19 protein-coding genes are annotated in these 22,951 nt (G+C 55.7%); 10 read left to right on the top strand and 9 right to left on the bottom strand.

Annotated elements, in window-relative coordinates:
• Positions 1-30 precede the first annotated feature (30 nt).
• On the top strand, positions 31-3,654 hold the full coding sequence (gene addA, locus OCV64_RS14295; RefSeq protein ID WP_262670391.1) for a helicase-exonuclease AddAB subunit AddA: 3,624 nt from the start codon (positions 31-33) through the stop codon (positions 3,652-3,654).
• An 82-nt stretch (positions 3,655-3,736) separates the two neighbouring features.
• On the opposite strand, the gene OCV64_RS14290 is transcribed toward addA, so the two are convergent.
• The 4 genes from OCV64_RS14290 to OCV64_RS14275 form a co-directional block, all read right to left on the bottom strand.
• Positions 3,737-4,000, bottom strand: coding sequence for a YlmC/YmxH family sporulation protein (locus OCV64_RS14290; RefSeq protein ID WP_147571938.1), 264 nt, complete (start codon positions 3,998-4,000; stop codon positions 3,737-3,739).
• Between the two features lie 110 nt (positions 4,001-4,110).
• Positions 4,111-5,643 carry a glycine betaine ABC transporter substrate-binding protein gene (locus OCV64_RS14285; protein ID WP_186853273.1) on the bottom strand — a complete coding sequence of 511 codons (1,533 nt, stop codon included), beginning with the start codon at positions 5,641-5,643 and terminating at the stop codon, positions 4,111-4,113.
• Positions 5,640-6,272, bottom strand: a complete 633-nt coding sequence (locus OCV64_RS14280) for an ABC transporter permease (protein WP_147571936.1) — start codon at positions 6,270-6,272, stop codon at positions 5,640-5,642. The genes OCV64_RS14285 and OCV64_RS14280 overlap by 4 nt, the downstream gene beginning before the upstream one ends.
• A 6-nt stretch (positions 6,273-6,278) precedes the next feature.
• On the bottom strand, positions 6,279-7,391 hold the full coding sequence (locus OCV64_RS14275; RefSeq protein WP_262670390.1) for a betaine/proline/choline family ABC transporter ATP-binding protein: 1,113 nt from the start codon (positions 7,389-7,391) through the stop codon (positions 6,279-6,281).
• 357 nt (positions 7,392-7,748) lie between these two features.
• Between OCV64_RS14275 and OCV64_RS14270 the strand changes: the two genes are divergently transcribed.
• Positions 7,749-8,996, top strand: coding sequence for a glycosyltransferase family 2 protein (locus OCV64_RS14270; RefSeq protein WP_262670389.1), 1,248 nt, complete (start codon positions 7,749-7,751; stop codon positions 8,994-8,996).
• A 39-nt stretch (positions 8,997-9,035) separates the two neighbouring features.
• On the opposite strand, the gene OCV64_RS14265 is transcribed toward OCV64_RS14270, so the two are convergent.
• Together OCV64_RS14265 and OCV64_RS14260 are read right to left on the bottom strand one after the other, a co-directional pair.
• Positions 9,036-9,155, bottom strand: coding sequence for a rubredoxin (locus tag OCV64_RS14265; protein ID WP_374740223.1), 120 nt, complete (start codon positions 9,153-9,155; stop codon positions 9,036-9,038).
• Positions 9,156-9,257: 102 nt separating this feature from the next.
• Positions 9,258-10,610: an oxygen-binding di-iron domain-containing protein gene (locus OCV64_RS14260; protein ID WP_262670388.1), complete on the bottom strand. Its 1,353-nt coding sequence runs from the start codon at positions 10,608-10,610 to the stop codon at positions 9,258-9,260.
• Between the two features lie 186 nt (positions 10,611-10,796).
• On the opposite strand from OCV64_RS14260, the gene trmD reads away from it, so the two are divergent.
• The 5 genes from trmD to OCV64_RS14235 all read left to right on the top strand — a co-directional run bounded on the left by trmD (position 10,797) and on the right by OCV64_RS14235 (position 14,714).
• Complete coding sequence (gene trmD, locus OCV64_RS14255; protein WP_262670387.1) at positions 10,797-11,576, top strand: tRNA (guanosine(37)-N1)-methyltransferase TrmD; 780 nt, start codon at positions 10,797-10,799, stop codon at positions 11,574-11,576.
• 81 nt (positions 11,577-11,657) lie between these two features.
• Positions 11,658-12,494, top strand: a complete 837-nt coding sequence (locus tag OCV64_RS14250; RefSeq protein WP_147571930.1) for a DegV family protein — start codon at positions 11,658-11,660, stop codon at positions 12,492-12,494.
• Between the two features lie 81 nt (positions 12,495-12,575).
• The gene (locus tag OCV64_RS14245) at positions 12,576-13,166 is read left to right on the top strand and encodes a hydrolase (protein ID WP_207721983.1); all 591 of its coding nucleotides are present in this window, start codon (positions 12,576-12,578) and stop codon (positions 13,164-13,166) included.
• Between the two features lie 246 nt (positions 13,167-13,412).
• Positions 13,413-14,564 (top strand): sodium ion-translocating decarboxylase subunit beta, encoded by a 1,152-nt coding sequence (locus OCV64_RS14240; protein WP_186853278.1) that lies wholly within the window; start codon positions 13,413-13,415, stop codon positions 14,562-14,564.
• 24 nt (positions 14,565-14,588) lie between these two features.
• Positions 14,589-14,714, top strand: a complete 126-nt coding sequence (locus OCV64_RS14235; RefSeq protein WP_147571927.1) for a sodium pump decarboxylase gamma subunit — start codon at positions 14,589-14,591, stop codon at positions 14,712-14,714.
• A gap of 38 nt (positions 14,715-14,752) precedes the next feature.
• On the opposite strand, the gene OCV64_RS14230 is transcribed toward OCV64_RS14235, so the two are convergent.
• The 3 genes from OCV64_RS14230 to OCV64_RS14220 form a co-directional block, all read right to left on the bottom strand.
• Positions 14,753-15,022, bottom strand: a complete 270-nt coding sequence (locus OCV64_RS14230) for a DUF6514 family protein (protein ID WP_147571926.1) — start codon at positions 15,020-15,022, stop codon at positions 14,753-14,755.
• Positions 15,023-15,237: 215 nt separating this feature from the next.
• Positions 15,238-17,013 (bottom strand): Rqc2 family fibronectin-binding protein, encoded by a 1,776-nt coding sequence (locus tag OCV64_RS14225; protein ID WP_147571925.1) that lies wholly within the window; start codon positions 17,011-17,013, stop codon positions 15,238-15,240.
• A 41-nt stretch (positions 17,014-17,054) separates the two neighbouring features.
• Positions 17,055-17,459 carry a Mini-ribonuclease 3 gene (locus OCV64_RS14220; protein WP_147571924.1) on the bottom strand — a complete coding sequence of 135 codons (405 nt, stop codon included), beginning with the start codon at positions 17,457-17,459 and terminating at the stop codon, positions 17,055-17,057.
• A 207-nt stretch (positions 17,460-17,666) separates the two neighbouring features.
• On the opposite strand from OCV64_RS14220, the gene OCV64_RS14215 reads away from it, so the two are divergent.
• The 3 genes from OCV64_RS14215 to OCV64_RS14205 form a co-directional block, all read left to right on the top strand.
• Positions 17,667-17,963: a hypothetical protein gene (locus OCV64_RS14215; RefSeq protein WP_240287563.1), complete on the top strand. Its 297-nt coding sequence runs from the start codon at positions 17,667-17,669 to the stop codon at positions 17,961-17,963.
• 2 nt (positions 17,964-17,965) lie between these two features.
• Positions 17,966-18,157, top strand: a complete 192-nt coding sequence (locus OCV64_RS14210) for a helix-turn-helix transcriptional regulator (protein WP_147571923.1) — start codon at positions 17,966-17,968, stop codon at positions 18,155-18,157.
• A gap of 313 nt (positions 18,158-18,470) precedes the next feature.
• The coding region (locus OCV64_RS14205; RefSeq protein ID WP_262670386.1) for a M20/M25/M40 family metallo-hydrolase at positions 18,471-22,951 on the top strand (4,481 nt) is incomplete at its 3' end.

Raw genomic sequence — 22,951 nt, 5'->3', positions numbered from 1 at the left:
ATCCCCTGGAAAGAGAGGGGCGGTGGCATTATGGCCTTTGCGCTGACAGAGGAACAACAGAAGATCGTAGACGACCAGGGCGGAGAGCTGCTGGTATCCGCCGCCGCCGGGTCTGGTAAGACCCGGGTGCTGGTAGAGCGGCTGCTGGACCGCGTGGACCGGGAGGGAGTTGATATCGACCGCTTTTTGGTCATAACCTATACCAAGGCTGCGGCCGCGGAGCTTCGAGGGCGTATCGCCCAGGAACTGGCTGACCGCCTGGCCCTGCGCCCGAACGACCGACACCTGCGACGTCAAACCATACTGGTGTATCAGGCCCAGATTTCCACCATCCACGCATTTTGTTCTGTTCTTCTGCGGGAGAGCGGCCATCTGCTGGATCTGGACCCTGACTTCCGCCTATGCGATGAGGGGGAGAGCCAGGACATTATGGCACGAGTTCTGGAGGAGGTACTGGACTGCCGTTATGAGGGGTTGGAGGAGGAGAGTCCCTTTGCTCAACTGGCAGACACCCTCGCTGCCGGGCGGGACGACAGCCGTCTGGCCCAGATCGTGCTGGACATCTACGGCCGAGTGCAGAGCCATCCAGACCCCGCCCGCTGGCTGGAGAGGCAGAAGGGGCTGTGGGAGCTGGACGGGGTATCCGATCTAAGCCAGACGGCCTGGGGAGAGCTGCTGCTGAACGAGGCCAGACATCAGGGCCAATGGTGCCTGGAGCGGCTGTCCCAGGCTGTGACGATGATTGGGAAGGACGAGCTGCTGGAAACCAACTATGGGACCTCCATCATGACCACTATAGAGGGGTTGGAGAGGTTTTTGTCAGAGCGGAGCTGGGACGGAGCGGTATCCGCCCTTCCGATCCCCTTCCCGCCGGCTGGACGGAAGAAAAAGCGGGAGCGGGAGATCAGCCCCATGGAGGAGTCGGCCGCTGTCCAGTCGGGTGAGCGGGTCAAACAGATCCGGAACCGCTGCAAAAAGCTGCTTGGAAGGATAGAGGAGCGGCTGACAGGGGACAGCCAGACCCTTTTGGATGAGCTGTCTCTGTCACGCCCCGCTGTTCAGGCTTTAATGGACCTGGTCCTTGATTTTCAGGCCGCCTATGCCAAGGAGAAGGACCGGCGGGGACTGCTGGACTTCTCCGATTTGGAGCACTTCGCGGTGAAGCTGCTTGCCGATGGTGCCGGGGAGCCGACGGAGCTGGCCCGCTATTGGAGCACCCGTTTTGATGAGATATTGGTGGATGAGTATCAGGACACCAACCAGGTCCAGAACGCCATTTTCTATGCCCTCTCCAACGGGGGACGAAAGCTGTTCCAGGTGGGGGATGTAAAGCAGTCCATCTACCGCTTCCGGCTGGCCGACCCCACGATTTTCCTGAATAAGTATGAGCGATTCGCCCAGGGGGACGAGGCGGAGGAGGGACAGCCCCGCAAGCGGGTGATGAGCCGGAATTTCCGCTCTCGGCCCCAGGTCCTGGAGGGGTGTAACGACCTTTTTCGAGCCATTATGTCCGTGGAATTCGGTGAGTTGGACTACACGGAGGACCAGGCCCTGGTGCCTGGAGGGACGTTTTCGGAGCCAGAGGAGCAGACAGATGAGACTGGACCTTACGCTCTGGAGCTGGATGGGCTGGACCTGTCCTTCTTGGGGGACCAGGAGGGAGAGAAGGCAAATAAGGACCTGCTGGAGGCCCGGTTTGCCGCCCAGCGTATCAGAGAACTGTTGTCCAGGCCTCTTATGGTGACGGAGGGAGAGAAGATACGCCCACTGAGACCCTCGGATGTAATGCTTCTGCTCCGTAGTCCGGGGGCGGTGCTGCACCACTACATACAAGCGCTTGGGGAGGAGGGGATCCCCTGGTCCGCCGACGGCGGACAGGACTTTTTCCAAACCACCGAGGTCAACGTGGCGCTGTCCATCCTCCAGATCGTGGATAACCCCCGGCAGGATGTGGCCCTGCTGGCCGCCCTTCGCTCCCCGGTCTATGGATTTTCCAGCGACCGGCTGGCTCAACTGAGGTCCAGATCCAGGGGGGACTTCTACACCGCGTTGTCCCAAAGGGCGCTGGAGGGAGAGGAGGACTGCCGGGAATTTCTGGATCAGCTGTCCCAACTCCGCTTTGGGGCGGGAGATAAGACCTGCCGGCAGCTGATCTGGCACATCTATGAGCAGACCAATATCCTGGGCCTGTTCGGTACCATGGAGCGGGGGGAGGAGCGGCGGAGCAATCTGCTGGCCCTGTATGATCTGGCCGGTCAGCTAGAGAACAGCGGCTGCCGCACTCTGTTCCAATTTTTACTTCGGCTGGAGCGGTTAAGAGAGTCTGGCGGGAAGCTCGCTTCTACGGCTCCCGGTCATGAGGGGGAGGGCGTGTCCATCCTGTCGATCCACCGGTCCAAAGGCTTGGAAAGGCCTGTGGTGTTCGTATGTGGCCTGACCAGGCGGCTGAACAGGGACGACCTGATGCGTCCGGTGCTGTTCCACCCTGTCCTGGGCGTAGGGCCCAAGGGACTGGAGCGAGAGCGCATGGTGGAGTATCCCACTGTGGCCCGTCTGGCGGTAGCCCGGCAGTTGGAGCGGGAGATGATGTCGGAGGAGCTCCGGCTGCTCTATGTGGCCATGACCAGGGCAAAGGAGAAATTGATCCTGACCCTGGCGCTCACCGAGGGGGCCAGAGCTCTGGAGCGGCTGGGGGAGGATCTGTCCGTTCCTATTTCCCCTCTGGCTCTGGAGCGGCAGCAGAACGTAGGACAGTGGGTGCTGCTCCACGCCCTGACCCGCCCGGAGGCAGGGGGGGTGAGGAAACTGGCTGGTCTGCCCGATATCAGGGCGGAGGGGCTGGGACCAGCCTGGAACATCCGCTGGATTGATGGAGCCCCCCTAGCAGAGGACCGTAAAACGGAAGGACGTTACACTGACCTGCCGGAGTTGGTACAGAAAGATATATCGGAGCTGGCGGCTCAACTAAGATGGACCTACCCGCAAATGGTTTGCGCCAATGTGCCTTCTAAGCTGACAGCGACCCAGATCAAGGGTCGTCCCCAGGATCAGGAGGCGGCGGAGGAGGCCGGGGAGCTGGTCGAGACTGTTGGGAGAGAGCGCGGAGTCATTTACCGCCCCCGGTTTATGACAGAAGAAAAGGGCCTGACTCCAGCCCAGCGGGGTACGGCCATCCACCAGGCGGTCCAATATATTCCCTTGGAGGGGGACCACAGCCAGGAGAGAATCGGTCAGTTGTTGGACCAACTGGAGGACAGGGGCTTTCTGACAGCCCTCCAGCGTGAAGCTGTATCCGCCCAGCGGTTGGCGGCTTTTTTCCAGAGCCCACTGGGAAAGGCCATGGCCCAGGCAAGAGAGTGCCGTAGAGAATTCAAATTTTCCATCTTGGTGCCGGCGGAGGAGTATTATCCCCGGACGGAGGGAGAGCATATCCTGCTCCAGGGCGTCATTGACGCCTGGTTTGAGGACGGGCAGGGGATCACAGTTCTGGACTTTAAGAGCGACAGGATAGTTCCGGGGGAGGAACTGGCCCGCGCTGAACAGTACCGGGCCCAGTTGGATGCCTACGCGCGGGCACTCTCCACCATACTGGACAGACCCGTGGCAAGAAAGGCGCTATGGTTTTTTGCCACGGATACCGCTGTGGAGCTGTAAGAGAACAGGTAAAAAGGCCGCCCTAGTGGGCGGCCTTTTCTGTGGATACGACGCATTTGTGCCATGGGAGGCGGATGAGCGTTCAACCACGCCTGGGCGTTCTCCGGCTTCCGTGGTCTTCCACCAGAATAATATCCTCTCCAAAGCGCCGAACGGCGCTCCAAGGGATGTATTTATCCTCCTCTCGGCCGAGCAGCCCAAAGAAGCGGCGGCGGCCGGGGACGACCAGGGCTCGTACCTGCCCAGTGTCCATATCTACTTCCATATCTCCTACGTAACCAAATCGGCTGCCATCCTCAACGCTGATGACTTCCTTATAGCGCAGTTCTGCGATACGAGTTTCCATCCTCATTCCTCCCGAATTCTGTGTTGATACAGGGTATGAGGGGAGAGATTGTCCCTATACATAAAATGGGAAAGGCCCCCTCGGACTATTCTGAGGGGGCCGGATCATATTTACTGTGCCAGCAGGTCCTTGCTTACTAGAAACTCTCGGGCGACTTCCTGTACGGAACGACCGTCGACATCCACGGCATAGGTCAACTCCACCATATCCTCACTGGATACCTGGTTGGTAAGCAGCTCCAAAACCTGCTCCAGATTGGGCGCAGCCTCATAAAAATCATCAAACAGGTCGTTGCGTACCAGAAATGCCCCATAGTACTCCGGGAAGAAGCCCTGGTCGTCCTCCAGAATGGTCAGGCCGGCACGCTTGTTCAGGCCGTCAGTGGCGTAGACCACCATGACGTCAAAGGCGCCCTCTTCTACGGCGTTGTACTTCAGAACCACGTCCACCGGCTTGGCGGACTGGAATGTGAGTCCATAGTAATCTACAAAGGGCTGATACTTCATGCTGCCCTCTTCGGTATAGAACTCATGCTCCGCGCCGAAGCGAAGCTCACCCGCGATGGGGATAAGATCAGAGATCTTGGAGACACCATAGCGGTCGATGATGTTCTGGGTCACGCCGATGGCATAGGTGTTATTCAGACCGACCTTGCCCAACATATGCAGGCCTTCTAGCTCACTCACTGTCTGGTTGACGAAGTCATAGAGCGTCATTCCCTCTGGAATGTCGGTGGTGTCCATCCCAAGGAAGGTGGTGAGGATGGTCCCGTCATAGCTGAACATCAAGTCACAGCTTGGATTGCTGCCCTTTAATTCATTGTGGTTGTTCACCTGAGTCATCTGGTCCAGGATCACCACTTCCAAATCGGTCTTATCCTCCACCAATTGCTCCACCATGGAATGCATCAGCTTCACCTCAGAGTAGTCCCCGTCATAGAGGGTGAGCTGGCCTCCCGTATCAGCGGGGAGAAACATAGATACCACCAGAGCAACACCGGCTACGGCTAAGACCGTGCTGCCCACGGCCTTGACAGGGGTGGGCAGCTTCTTCCGACTGTGGCTGGACAGCCTGTGTTCCATATAGCTCAGTCCAGCATCCAAGACAAAGGCCATGACCATGAGTACCAGTGTGCCCACGAAGATCATGCCCATATTTTCCTGACGGATGGCGGTGTAGAACAGGCCGCCCAGACCTCCTCCACCCACGAAGGAGGCAAACACGGCGGTGCCGATGGCGTTGACTGCGGCGATGCGGATGCCTGTGACCAGCATGGGGACCGCAAGAGGGACTTCCACATGGAGCAGCCGATAGGTCCCACTCATTCCCATGCCAGTGGCCGCCTCCTTCAGGTGTTCAGGCACCTGGGACAGGCCGAGAGAGGTATTGCGTACGATGGGAAGCAGGGAATATAGAGTCAAACCGATGACGGCGGTAGGGGAGCCGGGGTCCATTACCACCATGATGATGCCCAGCAGGGCCAGGGCGGGGACGGTCTGGATCAGGTCTACCACCCAGAGAATGGCTTTTCCAAACCGGGGAAACAGGTAGGCCAGCAGGCCCAGGGGAACACCGACGCCCACAGCCAGGATGAGGGCGGAGAGGACCAGAGAGAGATGGTCCCATATCAAAGCAACGTTCATTTCCCCACCCCGCCTTTCCGCAGGCCCCGGGGGACCACATGACGCTGGAGCAGATCCACCAGAGCGCCAAGTGTGAGGGCCAGAACAGCCGCCGGAATGGCCCCTTGGAGGATGAGCTCGTTGTTGTTACTGCTGACGCCCTTATAGACAAAGTCGCCCAGTCCGCCTTCTCCGATCATGGCGGCTAGTACGGCCCAACTGACGGTATAAACGGTGGACAGCCGAAGCCCACCGATGATGGTGGGCATGGCCAGAGGCAGTTCCACCAGATACAGCCTCTGGAAATGGCTCATGCCGCAGCCTCGGGCTGCCTCTTTATATTGGGGGTCCACGCCATTCAGTCCGGTGACCGTGTTTTTCAGTACAGGGAACATGGCGTAAATGGACAGCGCAATGATGACGGTGGCCGGAGTCATGCCGATTAGAATGAACAGCACACCAATAAAGACAATACCGGGTACCGTGTTCAAGATAGATAACAGGGGAAGCAGATACTTAGCCAGGGTAGGCAAGCGGGAAAGGCCAATACCCAGGGAGAGGCCCAGTACAAAGCCGATGGCCACGCTGATGAGGGTATAACCAGTATGTTCGGCGGTCTTTTGCAAAATGGACAGCAATACTTCGGACATACGCTATCACCCCCACAGCTGTTCAGCCATGGCGGAGGCCATGCTGGTCTTTGTGATGATGCCGGCCACCGTCTGATCGTCATTCAGGACGACCAGATAGGGGAAGCCGCTGGATACCAGCTGGTCGAAGCACTCCTTGGCGTTGTCGCCCCTGTGGACCGTGGGCGTGCTGTTACGCACCAGAGGGCCTATGGTCTTGACTACATGGCCGGTGAGGCGGATGTCGGCGATGGAGACAGTGCCCTGATAGTGACGGTACTCATCCACCACCAGCAGGGTGTCCACGTTGTGGTGCTGCATCCGGCTGACACACTCGTTGACACCACGGTTCTGGTTGACCGTAATGATTCCGGTACGCATGAAGTGGTCCACCGTCAGCTGTTCAGGGGAGGGCCCGGCGTGATGCTTACCCAGGAAATCCCGGATCTGGTCGGTGGCGGGATTTTCCAGCATCTCCTCCGGCGGGGCCATCTGCACAATATTGCCGTGGTCCATAAAGATGATGACGTCGGCCAGATCCAGAGCCTCCTCCATGTCGTGGGTGACAAAAATAATGGTCTTGTTCAGCTTTTGCTGCAGATTCTTGACTTCAATCTGGAGGGAGCGCCTGGTCATGGGGTCCAAAGCACTGAAGGGCTCATCCATCAGGACAACGGGAGGGGAGGCGGCCAGCGCCCGGAGGATGCCGATGCGCTGCTGCTGCCCACCAGACATCTCCGAGGGATACTTGTGGGCATACTGGTCAAAGGGCATATTGACCATTTCCAGCAGGTCATGGACTACCTGATCACACTTCTCCTTGGGCCATTTCAGCAGTTTGGGCACCACACAGATGTTCTGTGCGACGGTCATGTTGGGGAACAGACCGATCTGTTGTATGACATAGCCTGTGTGACGGCGGAGTTCTACCCGGTCCACGGCACTGATATCCTGGTCATTTAGATAAATATGTCCGCTGTTGGGCTGGATGAGCCGGTTTATCATCTTCAGCGTGGTGGTCTTACCGCAGCCGGAGGGGCCGATGAGAACGGCAAACTGTCCCTCCTGTATTTCAAAGGATAGATCATTTAATATGGTTTGACTGCCGTAAGAGAGAGAAACATGGTCGAATCGAAGCAATATAGACCTCCTTTTCCGTTGGCCGCAAGAGACGGCCGGGCCATAAGGAAAAAATCACCCCACATCAGAACAGAAAAACGCCAGTGGGGAAAATAGCGATTGGTATCCGCAGACAGAAATCTTAGGTGACTTTAAATGAGTGAAAAAGGGCATAATTCACAAAACTAGTATATCAAAAATTGGAAAAGCTGTCAAATTAATAAAATGTAAATTTTAGTCGATGAAAAATAAGGCAGTATTAAGAGCGTGAGGAGGGAGAGATTAAGAATAGCTTTACCAAATCTTAATGAATCCAGCAGTCTATCCTTAATATTTTCCTGTTAGGATCAGAAGCAACAAGACAGGGAGGCGAACAATATGGAAAGACTGCTGCTATCAGCCATTCTGACACTGACGGGCATATCAGGTCTGGCCGTGGCCCTGTGGGGAGGATATTACCTGCTCACCGGATTCATGTCCTGGAGAAAGCCAGTGGACTGTGGCTGGCACCCGGCCAGGACACGTTTCGCTATTCTGGTTGCCGCACGAAACGAAGAACTGGTCATCGGCCCCCTCATTAATAGTCTTTTAATGCAAGACTATCCCCAGGAACTGTACGATATCTGGGTCATTCCAAACAACTGTGTGGACAACACAGCACTGGCCGCTCGAAACTTCGGGGCCCGGGTGCTGGAGTGTCCCTTTCCGGTGCGCAGCAAAGGCGAGGTCCTTCGCTTTGCCTATAACCGCCTCCGGGGCCGGGAGTACGATGCGTGGTGCGTCTTTGACGCGGATAACGTGGTAGACAGTCGGTTTCTGACTGAGATGAATAACGCCTATATGTCCGGAGCCCGTGCCGCACAGGGCTATCGGGACAGCAAAAACCCTTACGATACCCTGATATCCGGCTGCTGTTCCATCTACTACTGGATGATGGACCGGTTTCACAACGGGGGCAAAGCGGGGATGGACCTTTCGGCCATGATCGGAGGGACCGGCTTCATGATTTCCTCAAAAGCACTGGAGAAGCTGGGCGGTTGGAACTCCTCCACCATCAGCGAGGATCTGGAACTCACTGCCCAGTGCGTTCTGGCTGGAGAAAAGGTATGGTGGGTGCCAAAGGCTGTCACCTATGACGAGCAGCCACTTACCTATGAGGAGTCCGTCAAGCAGCGCCGGCGGTGGTCCAGCGGCACGCTCCAGGTAGCCCAGGCCTATCTCTCCCGCGTTGGTTCCTCCGTCTGCCGGGAGGGAGGAGGCCGGCTGGCGGATCTGGGCTTTACTCTGATGATTCCAGCCTATCAGGTGGCAGCGGTAGCCAATCTCCTGCTGTCCTCTCTGGCGGCCGCTCTGTTCGGACAGACGGTCGGACAGGCTCTGGCGGCCTTTTTGGGCGCCCTGGTGTTCAATCTGGGCCTGACCGCCCTTGGCTCCACCCTGGCGGCCGGACTGGTGCTGGCTGTGGAGGGAAAATGGGACAGGCGTCTGTGGAAGGCGCTGGCCCTGTACTGGCTGTTCCTCCTGTCCTGGATCCCAATCACCTTTGGCAGCTTTGTGAAAAAGACCACCGTATGGGAGGAGATCCGCCATACCCGTGCCACCATCCCGGAGGCATTGACCCGGTAAAAAAGCCCCCGGACATCCACAAGATGTCCGGGGCTTTTTTTATTCGGGCTGGAAGTGGCTCTTGTCAGCCCCACACAGTGGGCAGGTATAGTCGTCAGGCATGGGGCCCTCGGTGGCCTCATCATAAATAAAACCACACAGATCGCAGATATACTTCACCAGGCATCCTCCTTTCTTCCTTGGTGGTCAGGGGCTATCAAAAGACCGATATCTTTACCGGCCGGCCCTAGAATAGAAGGCTCGCGTCAGCCGCCAGAAAAGTCAGGTGACAGGCTCAAAGTCACTGGCAGGCCGGCGGCAGATTGGGCAGACGAAATCAGGGGGCAGGGTGTCACTCTCATAGATAAAGCCGCAGATCTTACATACAAAGCCCTTGGGCTTGTCCGCCGCGGGCTCCTGGACAGGAGTAGATGCCTCACCTTTGACAGAGGCGGCCAATACCTGGGCCAATTCCTCCAACTCTTTCTCCTGACCTGGGGCAAGAGCGGACTTCAGAGTGATGGGCTCCTGAAGCAACTCCATATTTTTCATCTCACACAGTACCTGGGTCATCAGCTTCCCGCTGGCGGGGGCCCAGGAGCCGTTCTGGATCAGGGCTACCTTCCGGTTTTGCAGGTTGTGATGGAGCAGGTCACGGAGCAGGTGCTCCATAGGGTCGAAGATACCATTATTGAAGGTGGGGGAGGCAAAGACGATGTGACTGTACTTGAAGCAGTCGGACAGCACATAGGAGTAGTGAGTTACCGACACATCATACATTTCCGTCCGGATGCCCAACTCAGACAGCCGGCAGGCCAGGATAGCGGCCGCAGTCTCGGTCCCTCCGTAAATGGAGGCAAAGGCGATGAGGACGCCCTGCTCCTCGGGCTCGTAAGCAGCCCACTTGGAGTATTTGTCCAGAATATAGCCCAGGTCCTTACGCCAGACGGGGCCGTGGAGGGGACAAATCATTTGGATATCCAGCCCGGCAGCCTTTTTCAGCAGGGCGGTCACCTGGGGGCCATACTTGCCCACGATGTTGGTGTAGTACCGCCGGGCCTCATCCAGCCAATCCCGGTCAAAGTCCAACTCATCGGCGAAGAGGACGCCGTTCAATGCGCCAAAGGTGCCGAAGGCGTCGGCGGAAAACAGGATCTTGTCAGTGCTGTCGTAGCTGACCATCACCTCGGGCCAGTGGACCATGGGAGCGTTGGCAAAGGTAAAGGTGTGCCGGCCAGTGGAGATCGTATCCCCCTCATTGACCAAAATGGCGTGGTTCGGATCTGCGCAGTGGAACTGACGGATCATGTTCACCGACTTGCCATTACATACGATGCGAGCCTCGGGATACCGGATCATCAGGTCGCCCAGGGTGGCGGCGTGGTCGGGCTCCATGTGGTGGACAAAGACATAGTCCAGCTTGCGTCCATGGAGGGCCTGCTCCAGATTTTCAAAGAACTGGGTCTGAACGGCCCGATCCACCGTGTCAAAGAGAACGGTTTTCTCATCCAAAAGGAGATAGGAGTTATAGGACATCCCTCTGGGAACGGGGTGGGCGGCCTCGAACTTGGGAGTCTGCCGATCATTTCCGCCAATCCACAGCAAGTCATTTGTCACTTTGCGGATACAGTACATATCTGGACCTCACTTTCTAAAAGGAGATTTTTACCACCGCTATCATACCACATTTTCTTCCAAAAAGATAGTAGGAATAGTTCTTTTTTATTAGAAGCTTTTGATTTCGGAAAAGTACATTGAAAAAGAGGAAAAGATACCGTATAATAAGACAAAATAGCTGCGATAGGAGGGAGTGGCCGTTCCATGTATCACATTGATATTATGACATTATTTCCAGACGTGGTGGGAGATATGCTATGCGAGTCTATTTTAGGGCGGGGACAGGAGCGGGGCTATATCCGCATCGACTGTCACCAGATCCGGGATTATACAAAAAATAAGCAGAAACAGGTGGACGATTACCCCTACGGCGGCGGAAGAGGTGCTGTCATGCAGGCCGATCCCCTCTATCAATGCTGGAAGCATATTTGTGATGAAGCGGGGGAGAGAGTCCACACTATCTATATGTCTCCGGCGGGCAGGACCTTCCGGCAGGCCGATGCCAGACGACTGAAGGACGACTATCAGCGCATTATCCTGGTCTGTGGGCACTATGAAGGGATCGACCAGCGGTTTATCGACGAGTGTGTGGATGAAGAGATCTCTATTGGAGATTTTGTGATGACCGGAGGCGAGATCCCCGCCATGGCGGTGGCCGACGCTGTGTGCCGGCTGGTGCCCGGCGTGCTGTCTGACCCGTCGTGCTATGAGAACGAAAGCCATTGGAACGGTATGCTGGAGGCGCCTCAGTATTCCAGACCGGAGGTATGGCACGACCGAACAGTGCCCCCGATTCTTTTGTCCGGCAATCACGCCAAAGTGGAACAGTGGCGGAGAAAGCAGTCCATCCTCCGAACTAGGGAGCGTCGGCCGGACCTGTATGAGAAGCTGGACCTCTCATCCAAAGAGGACAGAAAGCTGTTAAAGGAGCTGGACGAGGAGCTGAGAGATGAGAGGCCCTATGCGGAGAATACCCCTAACTGATTTTTCTTTACTTTCCACGAAGGGTGTGGTAAACTAGTTTGCACAATCTAATTTTAAAGACTATGTTTGGAGATGGGATACATGAGTTTTAAAATCGTTGTGGACAGCTGCTGCGACCTATCCCCCCAGATGCTGAAGGACCCCTGCTTTGTTAAGGTGCCATTGACCATCCGCTCGAATGGCAGTACCTTTGTGGACGACGAGGGCTTCGATCAGGCTGATCTGCTCTGGTCCATGCGACAGAGCGAAGACGCTCCCTCTACCTCATGTCCATCGCCTCAGTCCTATCTGGATGCCTACCGTGGAGGAGCGGAAGATGTCTATGTAGTTACCCTGTCCGCTCTACTCAGTGGGTCCCATAACAGTGCGGTCCAGGGTAAGCTCCTACTTGAGGAAGAGGAGCCCCAAGTCAATGTCCATGTGTTCAACTCCTGCTCCGCCTCCTCCGGTGAGGTGCTTACCGCCCTGAAAATACGGGAGCTGGCCTCCAGTGGTATGGCCTTTAAGCATGTGGTGCGGGAGGTGGAGCAGTTCATCTACCAGATGCAGACCCTTTTCGTATTGGAATCCCTGGAGAATTTGAGAAAGAACGGTCGCCTAACTAGACTCCAGGCAGTGGTCACCGGAGCGCTGAAGATTAAGCTGCTTATGGCCGCAACCCCAGAGGGGGAGATATGCAAGCTGGGTCAGGCCCTCACCACCAGACAGGCTCTGGTCAAGATGGTGGATAAAATGGCCGGCGATCCGGGGCACCAGGGCAAGACATTGGCCATCACCCACTGCAACTGTCTGGAGCGGGCCTTTCAGGTTAAGGATATGGTAGAAGCCAAATGTAAGTTTGCCCAGACCATTATTTTGGAAGCCGGAGGTATCACCTCTGTCTATGCCAACGACGGCGGTATTGTGACCGCCTATTAAAGTTTCTGTAGGTCTGGACTGTGGGGAAGCGACCTTTACAGAAAAAGGGCTATAGGAAAGAAAAAATAGGAAGTGGATATGATGTCTATCACTAGACAGCAGGCGTGGGACCTGCTGACCAAATACAATGAGGAGCCCTTCCATCTGCGCCACGCCATTACCGTGGAGCACGTCATGGGATGGTTCTCCCAGGAGCTGGGCTATGGTCAAGAGAAGGAGTTTTGGTCCCTGGTGGGCCTGCTCCACGACCTGGATTTTGAACGCTGGCCGGAGGAGCACTGCGTCAAAAGCCAGGAGCTGATGCGGGAGGCTGGAGTAGAGGAGCCCATCATCCACGCGACAGCGAGCCACGGCTGGGGAATGCGGGTGGAGATCAAACCTGAACATGAGATGGAGAAGGTACTCTATGCTGCGGATGAGCTTACCGGACTGATTGGGGCGGCCGCTCTGATGCGTCCCTCCAGAAGTGTGGCGGATATGGAGCTCAAATCGCTGAAAAAGAAATTTAAGGACAAGAAGTTCGCCGCTGGCTGCTCCAGGGATGTAATCGCCAGAGGGGCAGAGCTGCTGGGATGGGACCTTGATAAGCTGCTAGATATGACCCTGCGAGCCATGCGGCAGGAGGAAGCAGCGATTGAACAGGCCATGACAGACCTCGTTAAGAAAGATTAAAAAATCCTGCCCGGTCCTTGACAATGGCAGGAAGTATGTGATACGATGTGTGCTGTTAAGGGGAGTAGTCGGCGCGGCCCTCCGCGCGGCAAGCCAACAAGCATGAAGGTGCCAGCCGCCTTCTGGTTTTGCCTGAAATGACCAGACCTGCGTTCCAAATATGGGGACGCAGGTCTTTTTTTACGGATATCGGGCAAACTTCCCACACAAAGATATTGAAGTTGGAAGAGAAAGGAAGTCGGAAGAATGGGACTTGAGTTTTTGTGGCAGGGTGTGCTGTCCATTACGCCACAGCAGGTTGTCATGTATGTGGTGGGCGGACTGCTTATTTGGCTGGCCATTGAAAAGGGGTTTGAGCCGGCACTGCTGATGCCCATGGGCTTTGGCGCGATTTTGGTAAACCTGCCCCTGTCCGGAGTTATCAACCAAGTCAGCGAGGGCATCGGAGAGACCCACGGTATCATCCAGTGGCTCTTTGAGGTGGGCATTGAGGCCAGCGAGGCTATGCCGATCCTGCTCTTTATCGGTATTGGCGCCATGATAGACTTCGGCCCCCTGCTGGCCAATCCCAAGCTGTTCCTGTGTGGCGCGGCTGCCCAGGCGGGCATCTTCCTGACCATCCTGTTTGCGGCTGGACTGGGCTTTGACTTGAAGGACGCCGCTTCTATCGGTATCATCGGCGCCGCTGATGGGCCCACCTCTATCCTGGTGTCCCAGATACTAAAATCCGACTATGTGGGTGCCATCGCCGTGGCGGCCTACTCCTACATGGCCCTTGTACCCATTATCCAGCCCTTTGCCATCAAGCTGGTCACCACAAAAAAGGACCGGGCTATGCGGATGCCCTATCGGGCCCAGGGAGTGTCTAAGCGGCTGCGCATCCTGTTCCCCATCGTGGTTACCGCCATCGCTGGTCTGGTGGCCCCCTCCTCGGTGGCACTGGTGGGCTTCCTTATGTTCGGCAACTTGATTCGGGAGTGCGGCGTGCTGACCAGCCTGTCCCAGACGGCTCAAAACGAGCTGGCAAACTTGATCACCCTGCTGCTGGGCATCACGATTTCCTTCTCCATGCGGGCAGAGCAGTTCGTTCAGTGGCAGACCCTGATGATCATGGGGCTGGGCCTGGTGGCCTTTGTGCTGGACTCGGTGGTGGGTGTTCTCTTTGTCAAGGTGCTCAACCTGATCACCCCAAAGAATAAGATCAACCCCATGGTGGGCGCCGCGGGCATCTCTGCCTTCCCCATGTCCTCACGGGTCATTGAGAAGCTGGGGCAGGAGGCTGACTCCCAGAACCACCTGCTGATGCACGCGGTGGCCGCCAACGTGTCCGGACAGATCGCCTCTGTGGTGGCCGGCGGCGTGGTACTGCAGTATTTCGCTAATAATCCTATCCTGTAACAGTGGAACAAGGAGGAAAAGAATATGAATGAGAATATAATCCATGCCCTTGGAATGATGGGGCAGGGGATGCTGGGCATTTTTGTTGTGCTGGGATTGATTGCCGGGCTGGTAGCCCTGATGCAGAAGTTTGAAAACCGAAAGAAGTAACAGATGTGCCGGGCCCACCTAAGTGGGCCCGGCACGATTTATTTCCAGTCATCTATTACGTCCTCCAGACTGACAGGTCCCACAAGGTTGTCCACTAAAAGGGTCATCAGCTCATCAATGCGGACAGGGCTTGTGGTAATGGACGGCACCGAGGCGGAATCCCCATCTTCCTCGTCAATCCGTACACCATAGTCCTCACAGCAGAACTGACCAACGGGTATCTGATCCACTGTGAGATAGTAGTGAAATGTACGCTGTCTTCCTAGGTCGTCCGCGCAGCTTCTTGATGCGATTTTCATTTCCATCATCTTGTGCTTCATCTCCCGGATTTTCGTTGTAAATACATTATATAGTGGGTAATGGGAGAATGAAAAGAAAAAGATATCGCAAAAGAAAGCCCAATTCGCTGCTATTCGACACTCTTTTTTAGCCAGAGAGAGGAGAAAAGGAAAAACGGGTCGAAAAAAGAGACGTTAAGGGGAAAAGAAATCCCCTCCGCCAGAACCGGCGGAGGGGAGAGGGGTCATTTGACGCGGAGGCGCTTGGATAGCTCACCATCAGGGGTCACCCAGGCGGTTTCATAAGTGGTGTATACCACCATGCCGGGGCGGGCACCAGCGGGCTTTTTCACATACTTTACCGGCGTATAGTCCACTGGGACCTTGCCGCTGTCCCGGCCCTGGGAGAACCAGGCGGCCAGACCCGCGGCCTCGGTCAGGCTCTGGGCGTCGGGCTGCCTCCCCTCGGTCCACAGGATGACATGGGAGCCATGTATCTTCTGGGTATGGAACCAAATGTCGCTCTTGAAGGCTTGTTTACAGGTGAGCAGGTCGTTCTGTATATTATTTTTACCTACCGAGATGCGCAGCCCGGCGGAGGAACGGAACTCCATAGGCTTGGAGGACACCCGCCTCCCTCGGTCACGCGCCTTGGCTTGGCGGCGCAGGTATCCGGTGTCGGTGAGCTCCTGACGGATCTCCTGAAGGTCACGCTCCCCCTCTGCCAGAGTGATATTCTCCAGAACGCTGTTCAGGTAATCTAACTCCTTGCGCCCCTTCTCAAGCTGGATGGTCAGCATCTCCTCCGCCTTTTTGGCCTTGTTATAATCCTTATAATACTTTGCGGCGTTCTGCTGGGGAGTCAGGAGGGGATCTAGCTTGATGTCTACTTCCTTGCCATCCGGGTCATAGAAATCTACCGTCCGAAGTCGGGACATCCCCTTTTTCATCAAATGGAGACTGCTGGTCAGGATGTCACCCAGCTCACGAAGTCGGTCACGGTCCAGCGTGGCGGCCAGCTCCTTTTCCTGATTGCCAATTTTCCGGGCGGTGCGGTCCCTGGCGTTGGTGACAGAGCGGATCAAATCCTGCCCCTTCTGTTTGATCCGTTCCAGACTTTCTTTCTGCTCGTAGAACTGGTCCAGCATAGCGGAGAAAGTGGGCCAGCTCTCCAGCTTCGCCGCTCCACCATACTGAGTAACCGGAAGAAATGTGAAATCCTTTGCCTTCCCATCGAGGTAGATAAGCGTCGGATGAAAGTGGTTTTCCTTCACGGAACGAATGAGCCGTTCCAGTTGGTCCAACAGCCTGGTCCGGCCCGCCGGGCCCAGGACATTCAGACGAATGTCGGTGCTGCCACCCGCCTGCTGGGCCAGTTCCCGGCAGACTAGGGGAGAGAGTCCTCCAAAAGTGTCCAACAGCCATTTGTCGGCCTGGGCCTCGTCTGGGGCGGTGGACAGCAGTTCCTCCAGCCGCTGCCTGTCCGCATGTAGCGGATCCTCCTTGCTCTGGGCGGGGGGGAGGCGGTAGAACATCCCAGGCTGGAGGAGCCGTCTGCTCCCGGTGCCGTCAGACAGGCCGGAGTCCACCCGGCGGATACAGTCCAGGATGCGGCCCTCGCCATCCAGCAGGACCAGATTGGCCCGGTGGCTGATAACCTCCAGCATCAGCCGGCGTTCCACCCGGTCGCCCAGCTCGTCCAGGGCCTCCAGACGAAATTCTACCACCCGCTCCAGCGGAGGCTGAGTGACTTCCAGAATCCGTCCAGAGGTGAGGTGCTTGCGGAGCAGCATACAGAACATAGGGGGGGTATCGGGGTTTTCACGGGGCAGCTGAGTGAGCTGGGGCCGGGGGTGGCTGGGATTGGCGGACAGCAGCAGCTTTGCGTTGCCCCCTTGGGTCCGGAGAGCCAAGAGGATCTCATCCCGGCCGGGCTGATAGATCTTATCAATCTTGGAGCCTGCCAGCGCTGTATTCAATTCATGGACGATGCCGGAAAGGCAGAGTGCGTCTAAGGGCATAGATATCCACCTCGCAAAAGAACTGGGGAGGGATGGGGCGCTTATTCCTCTCCCATCATCACTTCAAACAGCTGATTGAGCCGCTCTGTCCTCCCTTGGAGATACAGCCATCCAAACAGGGCCTCCAGTCCGGTGGCAGCCTGGTATTCTCCCCGGCTGGCCGCCTTGGGGACCGAGTGGGGCGCGGTATTTCGTCCACGCCGAAAGACATCCTCCTCCTCCTGGGTAAGCAGGGGCAGGATTCGCTCCAGCCGCCGGGCCTGAGCGGGCGCGGCCACATAGGTTACGGTCGCCCGGTGGAGGTCCTTTACCTTGGCCTTTCCATGGAGGCAGAGCCAGGAGCGTACCATCACCTCAAATACGCTGTCCCCCAAGTGGGCCAGCCCGAGGCTGGACAGGGCCAGAAGCTGATCCCGGCCCATATCAAGATGGAAATAGTCAGTCATCAAAATAGACCTCCCTGCGGATTTTGGCCCCTTATGATACCATGTCTGAGGGGAAAATACAAGGGTGTGTGAGGAGCGGGTTGCGACAGTTACAGCGTCCACAGAATCGAAATGTAAAAAACTCTTGACATATTTTGAAGTATATGATATCTTAAAAATGTCAAAAGAGTTTGACATATATCAATATGGAGTAGGAGGAACCTGGTTATGACTATGACGGAGATCGGCCTGCTGGCCTTTGGCGTATTTCTGCTGCTTCTGATTGTGCTGGATGTGGGGATGATCGTCTCTCTGGTGCGCCAGGGGGATGAGCGGAGGCAGATGATCGTCTGGAAGACCAGTACCTATACATTATTGGGGGCCTCTGGTGCCCTGGTGCTGGATATCATTGAAAATCTGGTGCGGAGCCAGCCCATGGCCGTCAATCCCTTTATTCATTTGGCTTCGACAGCGACGATTTACTTTGTTGTGCTGATGATTTATAGAAAGAAATATGGTGATTGACCGTGGAGAATAGGATCCGTGAGCTGCGAAAAGAGCGGGGCATCTCACAGGAGGAGCTGGCAAAGCTCTGCCATGTATCCCGGCAGACGGTCAACGCCATCGAGAACAATAAGTATGACCCGACGCTGGCCTTGGCGTTCTGCCTGGCCCGGGTGCTGGGCACTACGGTGGATGCCCTGTTTCGATGTGAATGAAAAAGAAACTCCCCCTGCCCTTATGAGGGCAGGGGGAGTTTTTATAGGAAGAATCTGGATAATTTATAAAAGTGTACTTTTCCAAATTTTGGACAGTACATCTTTCTAATATCAAATATAGCATTAACGCCAGAAAAAAGCAACAATTTAATTTTGTTTTTATTCTAATCTCCAAATTTATAAAAGTACACTTTTTCAGGATGCCGATAGCAGATTATTAAAATGAATAAGGAGGTAAATGGGAAGTCGTCCTATACTGCAAGCTCTGCTTCGGCATCCTGATGCACAGCACATTAAAAAAGGAGGTCAAAAAATGAACGTTCCCAGCAAGCGCACATCCCGGATGATCAGTATGCTCTTGGTACTCACCATGCTTATGGGGCTACTGACGGTGAGCGTTTCTGCACAGCCCGCCGCACAGGGCTCGAAAGTGGAAGATGCCATTCTTTACACGATCAATGCAGATAATGAGCTAGAGTACAACGTAGTTTATTCCTCCGCAATGACAGAGGCAACTCATGTGTCAGGAGAGGGCATTAGTTCCATTGACGAATTGAAAACCGCCCTCGGCACGCCTGATGACCTCGGCGATGCAATTACCGCAAATCTAACCATTACAGACGGTTCAGTTACAGAGATCGTGGTACAATCCATTGCCGAACGCCCCATTATCGGAATTTCCTGGAAGAAAGATTCCATTGGAAGTGATTACAGGGGCTTCGCTGAGGCGTTTGAGCGCAACGGTGCCACTTCCGTTTTTCTGCCACAGGTGAAAACGGAAGAAGAGGCCGCAGATGTCCTTTCCTCTATTGACGGTATTTTCTTTACTGGCGGAGAGGACTGGAATCCTGACCTCTATCATGAAATACAAACTCCCCACGGGTCTTCCGGCTGGAACGACGCCCGTGATACCTCAGATATTTACCTGATGCGTAAGGCTGTTGAACTAGACGTGCCTCTGCTGGCCGTCTGCCGGGGTGAGCAGGGTTTCAATGTCGCCCTCGGCGGCAAACTGATCCAGGACGTACCTTATTATCTGGGTCAGCAGGTGCTCAAAGGAGAGATCTCTCCCGCCCGCGTCACTGGTGTTCTTTCCGGCCCCTCTGAGGAGGAAATGGCCCAGCTTGAAGCCGCCTGTGAAAAGTTCGGCCTTGAAGAGATCCCCGAAATCCTGGCTGAGTCCGTACAGGATACCGGCTACACCAAGTATGACGAGAACGGAGAAAAACTTGGCAGCACCTACGACAAAGGGACTGGAACTTACACCGAATTTGGTGAAGACTGTAAAGCTGGTCACCTGCGCGTGCAGATTGACGGGCTGGTCCACAGCGGCGGTAAGGGTTATCATAAACTGGACGCCGGCACAGACGGCGATGGCATAGGTATTGCGACGGATTCCAAGTGGCTGTATGACATTATCGGCTCTGATGAGATCGAACTGGTTGCCACTGCCCACCATCAGTCCATCGATCCTGAAAATCTGGCCGATGGACTGACCGTAGTGGCAAAGTCCTCCGACGGCATCATCGAGGCTGTGGAGTACCAAGAGGCTACATTCGCTCTGGCGCTTCAATGGCATCCTGAGCGTGACGCTCTGGAGGATACCAGGGACATTGACGTGGACCAGGATTTGTCCAACGCCCCTCTGCGGGCTCTGGTTGAGTATGCCAGACTCAAGATTGAGGAAGAAGAGGAAGAGATCCCAGGTGGCGGTGATGAAGGAGATGATGAGCCGTTCCAGCCCGCAGTTACCTATGAGTTCACTGTTACTGACGAGGAGCGCGCCGCAATTCACGAGGCTGTAGATAACCTGGCCGGTTACGTTGGTGACATGGTGGTCGGAGACGAAACATATAATCCTTATACATTGGTAGGGGCTCTGGCTGAGGGCTCTAGCTATGACTCTATCTCCTATGGCGCAACTGCATCTGGTGACGCGCCAACGGAGTATCCATTCTATGTGCCCAACACCGAGGCCAATAAAAATGAGCATGATCGCAAGGTAGCCAAGCTAGCTTGGGTCAAGGAACTGGGTGAGGCATTAGGGCTAGAAGTGGTCCAGCGCCAGGAGGATAAGTACGTTTATGTAGAAATTGGCGATCCCGACGCCCCCGAAATGGTCATGGCCCTTAGTCATTTGGACTCGCCTACCGGCTCAATTTCTGATGCCCAGCTGAAACGCTGGAGAGATCCAACCGGGAAGCTGGGTGCAGAAGGCGGTGACCCAGCAGCCTACCACACCCCCTATGTAAAGGACGGTTGGCTGTACGGCGCTGGCGTCCAGGACGACAGCGGTCCCACCCTGGCTACCCTCTTTGCGGCTAAGGCCCTTCAGGACTCCGGTGTGGAGTTCGACCGCCGCATCCGCATAGTCATGGGCTGCTATGAGGATGGAAGTCCTGCAAAACCGAGTGCGGACGACACTTTGAACTATATCGATATTCCATATTACAGCGCCCCTAGCTTCTATGACAACTGGACCTATAAGACGCTGAACCGGGAAGAAATCCCCATCGCTGCCTATACCTCTGATTCCCGGTTTCCTGTGGTGGTAGGCAATACAAAAGCGTGGACTCCTACGCTTACTATGAACCTCTCAGGGGACCTAGGTAAGCCCTTCGCCTTAGTAAGCACCGGTGCCGGCGTGACCCTGCGCGAAGGCGACCCCACTCTGAAGGACATCGTGTACGGTAGTGCCAACCAAATTGCCTCCCGTGCTATTTTCGTGTTGGACACCTCCAATGCGGAGAAGGCCGCTGTGGAGGAATTCTGTCGGAAGGTAGAACAGGCCGCCGAGGAGTGCGGCTGGCTGCCCAAGGAAGATGGCAAGACCCAGAAAGTCCAACTGACCGAAGATAACAGCACCTTAACCATGGAGATCAACACCGATGTGCCCATGGAGTATCCTATGCCCATGTACAGCAAAAACGCCGTGGTCTGGGGGATGTACCTCCTGTCCCAGGCGCTCCCTGAGGGCATGGAGCTGAAAAAGGCCGCCGATGGCATCTCCAACCTGTTCTTCCAGAACTGCGTCGAGGGCGAAGCCTATATTGGCAAATACATGGACATCCCCGAAGACCTGTTGCGTAACCCCAATGACGGAACAGCCAATCTGACCATCGCACCCATGGGCACGATTAACGACGAGGACCCCTCGAAGTTCCCATTTTATGACCAGGAAAGCAAGACTTTGGAAATTCCCCTGGTCATCAGAAGCATCCACTCTAATGAATCCGACTATAAGACAGCAACCCAGGCGGTAGTAAGTGCTTGTGAGAAGAATGGCTTTGCTCTCTCTGGAAACGTACCGTCTTTCTCCGCACCCAGTCTGTACCTGACCCATGATAATCCCCTGACCGCTCTCCAGTATGCCAGCTATAAGGCAACTATTAGGTTTGCTCCCGATGAGTTCAGCGGTCCCAATGAACTGCTGGACATCAGCTATCCCGTTGGTACCACAGGCGGTACTCTGGCCAGTGACTATCAGAATAAGATGACCGCCTTTGGCGCTGTCATCCCTGGTAACGAGCGTTGGTGGCACTCCGCCAACGAGCGCATCAGCGTTGAGTCCATTGTGCAAATGACCAAGATGATGGCTGACGGAATGCTGGAGATGGCCCGCTACTCTGGCTCTGCGGGCGCACAGTTTATGTGGGCGGATTTGGAAGGCCTTAATGCTGACCGGGCCGACTTGGACCTGCTGGACGTAACCATTGACACCTACCAGGACGCATCCGATGAAATCAGCACAACCATTCTGGACGGAGATGAATTGATCGGTGCCACTGACTTTGAGATTCATATGTGGGCCAAACGGGGGAACGGCACCAAGAGCCAGATTGCATATGATCTGGGGCACGAATCAGGTGGCGTGTACCTGTCTCTGGACGATCAAGACTTCCAGGAGAACGACTTTGTTCTGCCCATGCGCCTTGAATTTAAGTATGAACGTCCCAGCGACATGAGTTCTGCTGACTGGAACGCTCTCCGCAGCGGAGAACTGGATATGGTCAGTTTCAGTCTGTTGAAGGATGGTACTTCCGTCGCACTGACCGTTCCTGACAATCAGAAGGCTGAGGACTACTTCTCTATCCGTGTGGATGAGAATAATGAAGACGCAGTCTATGTGGCGGTCAATGTGGCTATCATCGACGGCGAGTATACCGGTGTCGAGCCCGTGATGGCCGACTCCAAGACCGACCTGTTTAAGCTGAATGAAGATTGGTTGGCTGCCGGAAACGAGAATCCTTTCCCTGAGCGAGGACAAATCGAGAAGCGCGGTTTCTTCCTATTCGGCGACGATGGGAAGGACGCTTGCTTCCAGTCCCCGGATGCAATCTATGCTGTGCTCAACACGGACCAGATTACAGGTGGCGGTAGTAGCGGCGGTGGCGGCGGCTCCAGCAGCTACTCCATCAGCGTGGACAAGAACATTGACAACGGCAGTGTGACCGTGTCCCCCAAGAGCGCCTCCAGCGGCCGGACGGTGACCATCACCGTCAAGCCCGACGAGGGCTATGAGCTGGACGAGCTGACCGTCACCGACAAGAACGGGGACGAGATCGAGCTGACCGACAAGGGCGACGGCAAGTATACCTTCAAGATGCCCCGGTCCAAGGTGACCATTGAGGCCTCCTTCATGGAGATTGACCACCAGGATACCTGCTCCGCCGCCGGCTTCCGGGATGTGGACGAGGACGCCTGGTACCATGAGGCGGTGGACTACGCTCTGGACAACGGCCTGATGTCCGGTGTGTCCGACCGGGAGTTCGCCCCCGGCAGCACCCTGACCCG

Origin of the sequence: Muriventricola aceti, from assembly GCF_025567565.1 — a bacterium.
Lineage (GTDB): Bacteria > Bacillota > Clostridia > Oscillospirales > Oscillospiraceae > Lawsonibacter > Lawsonibacter aceti.
This window is presented reverse-complemented; position numbering and strand designations above follow the sequence as displayed.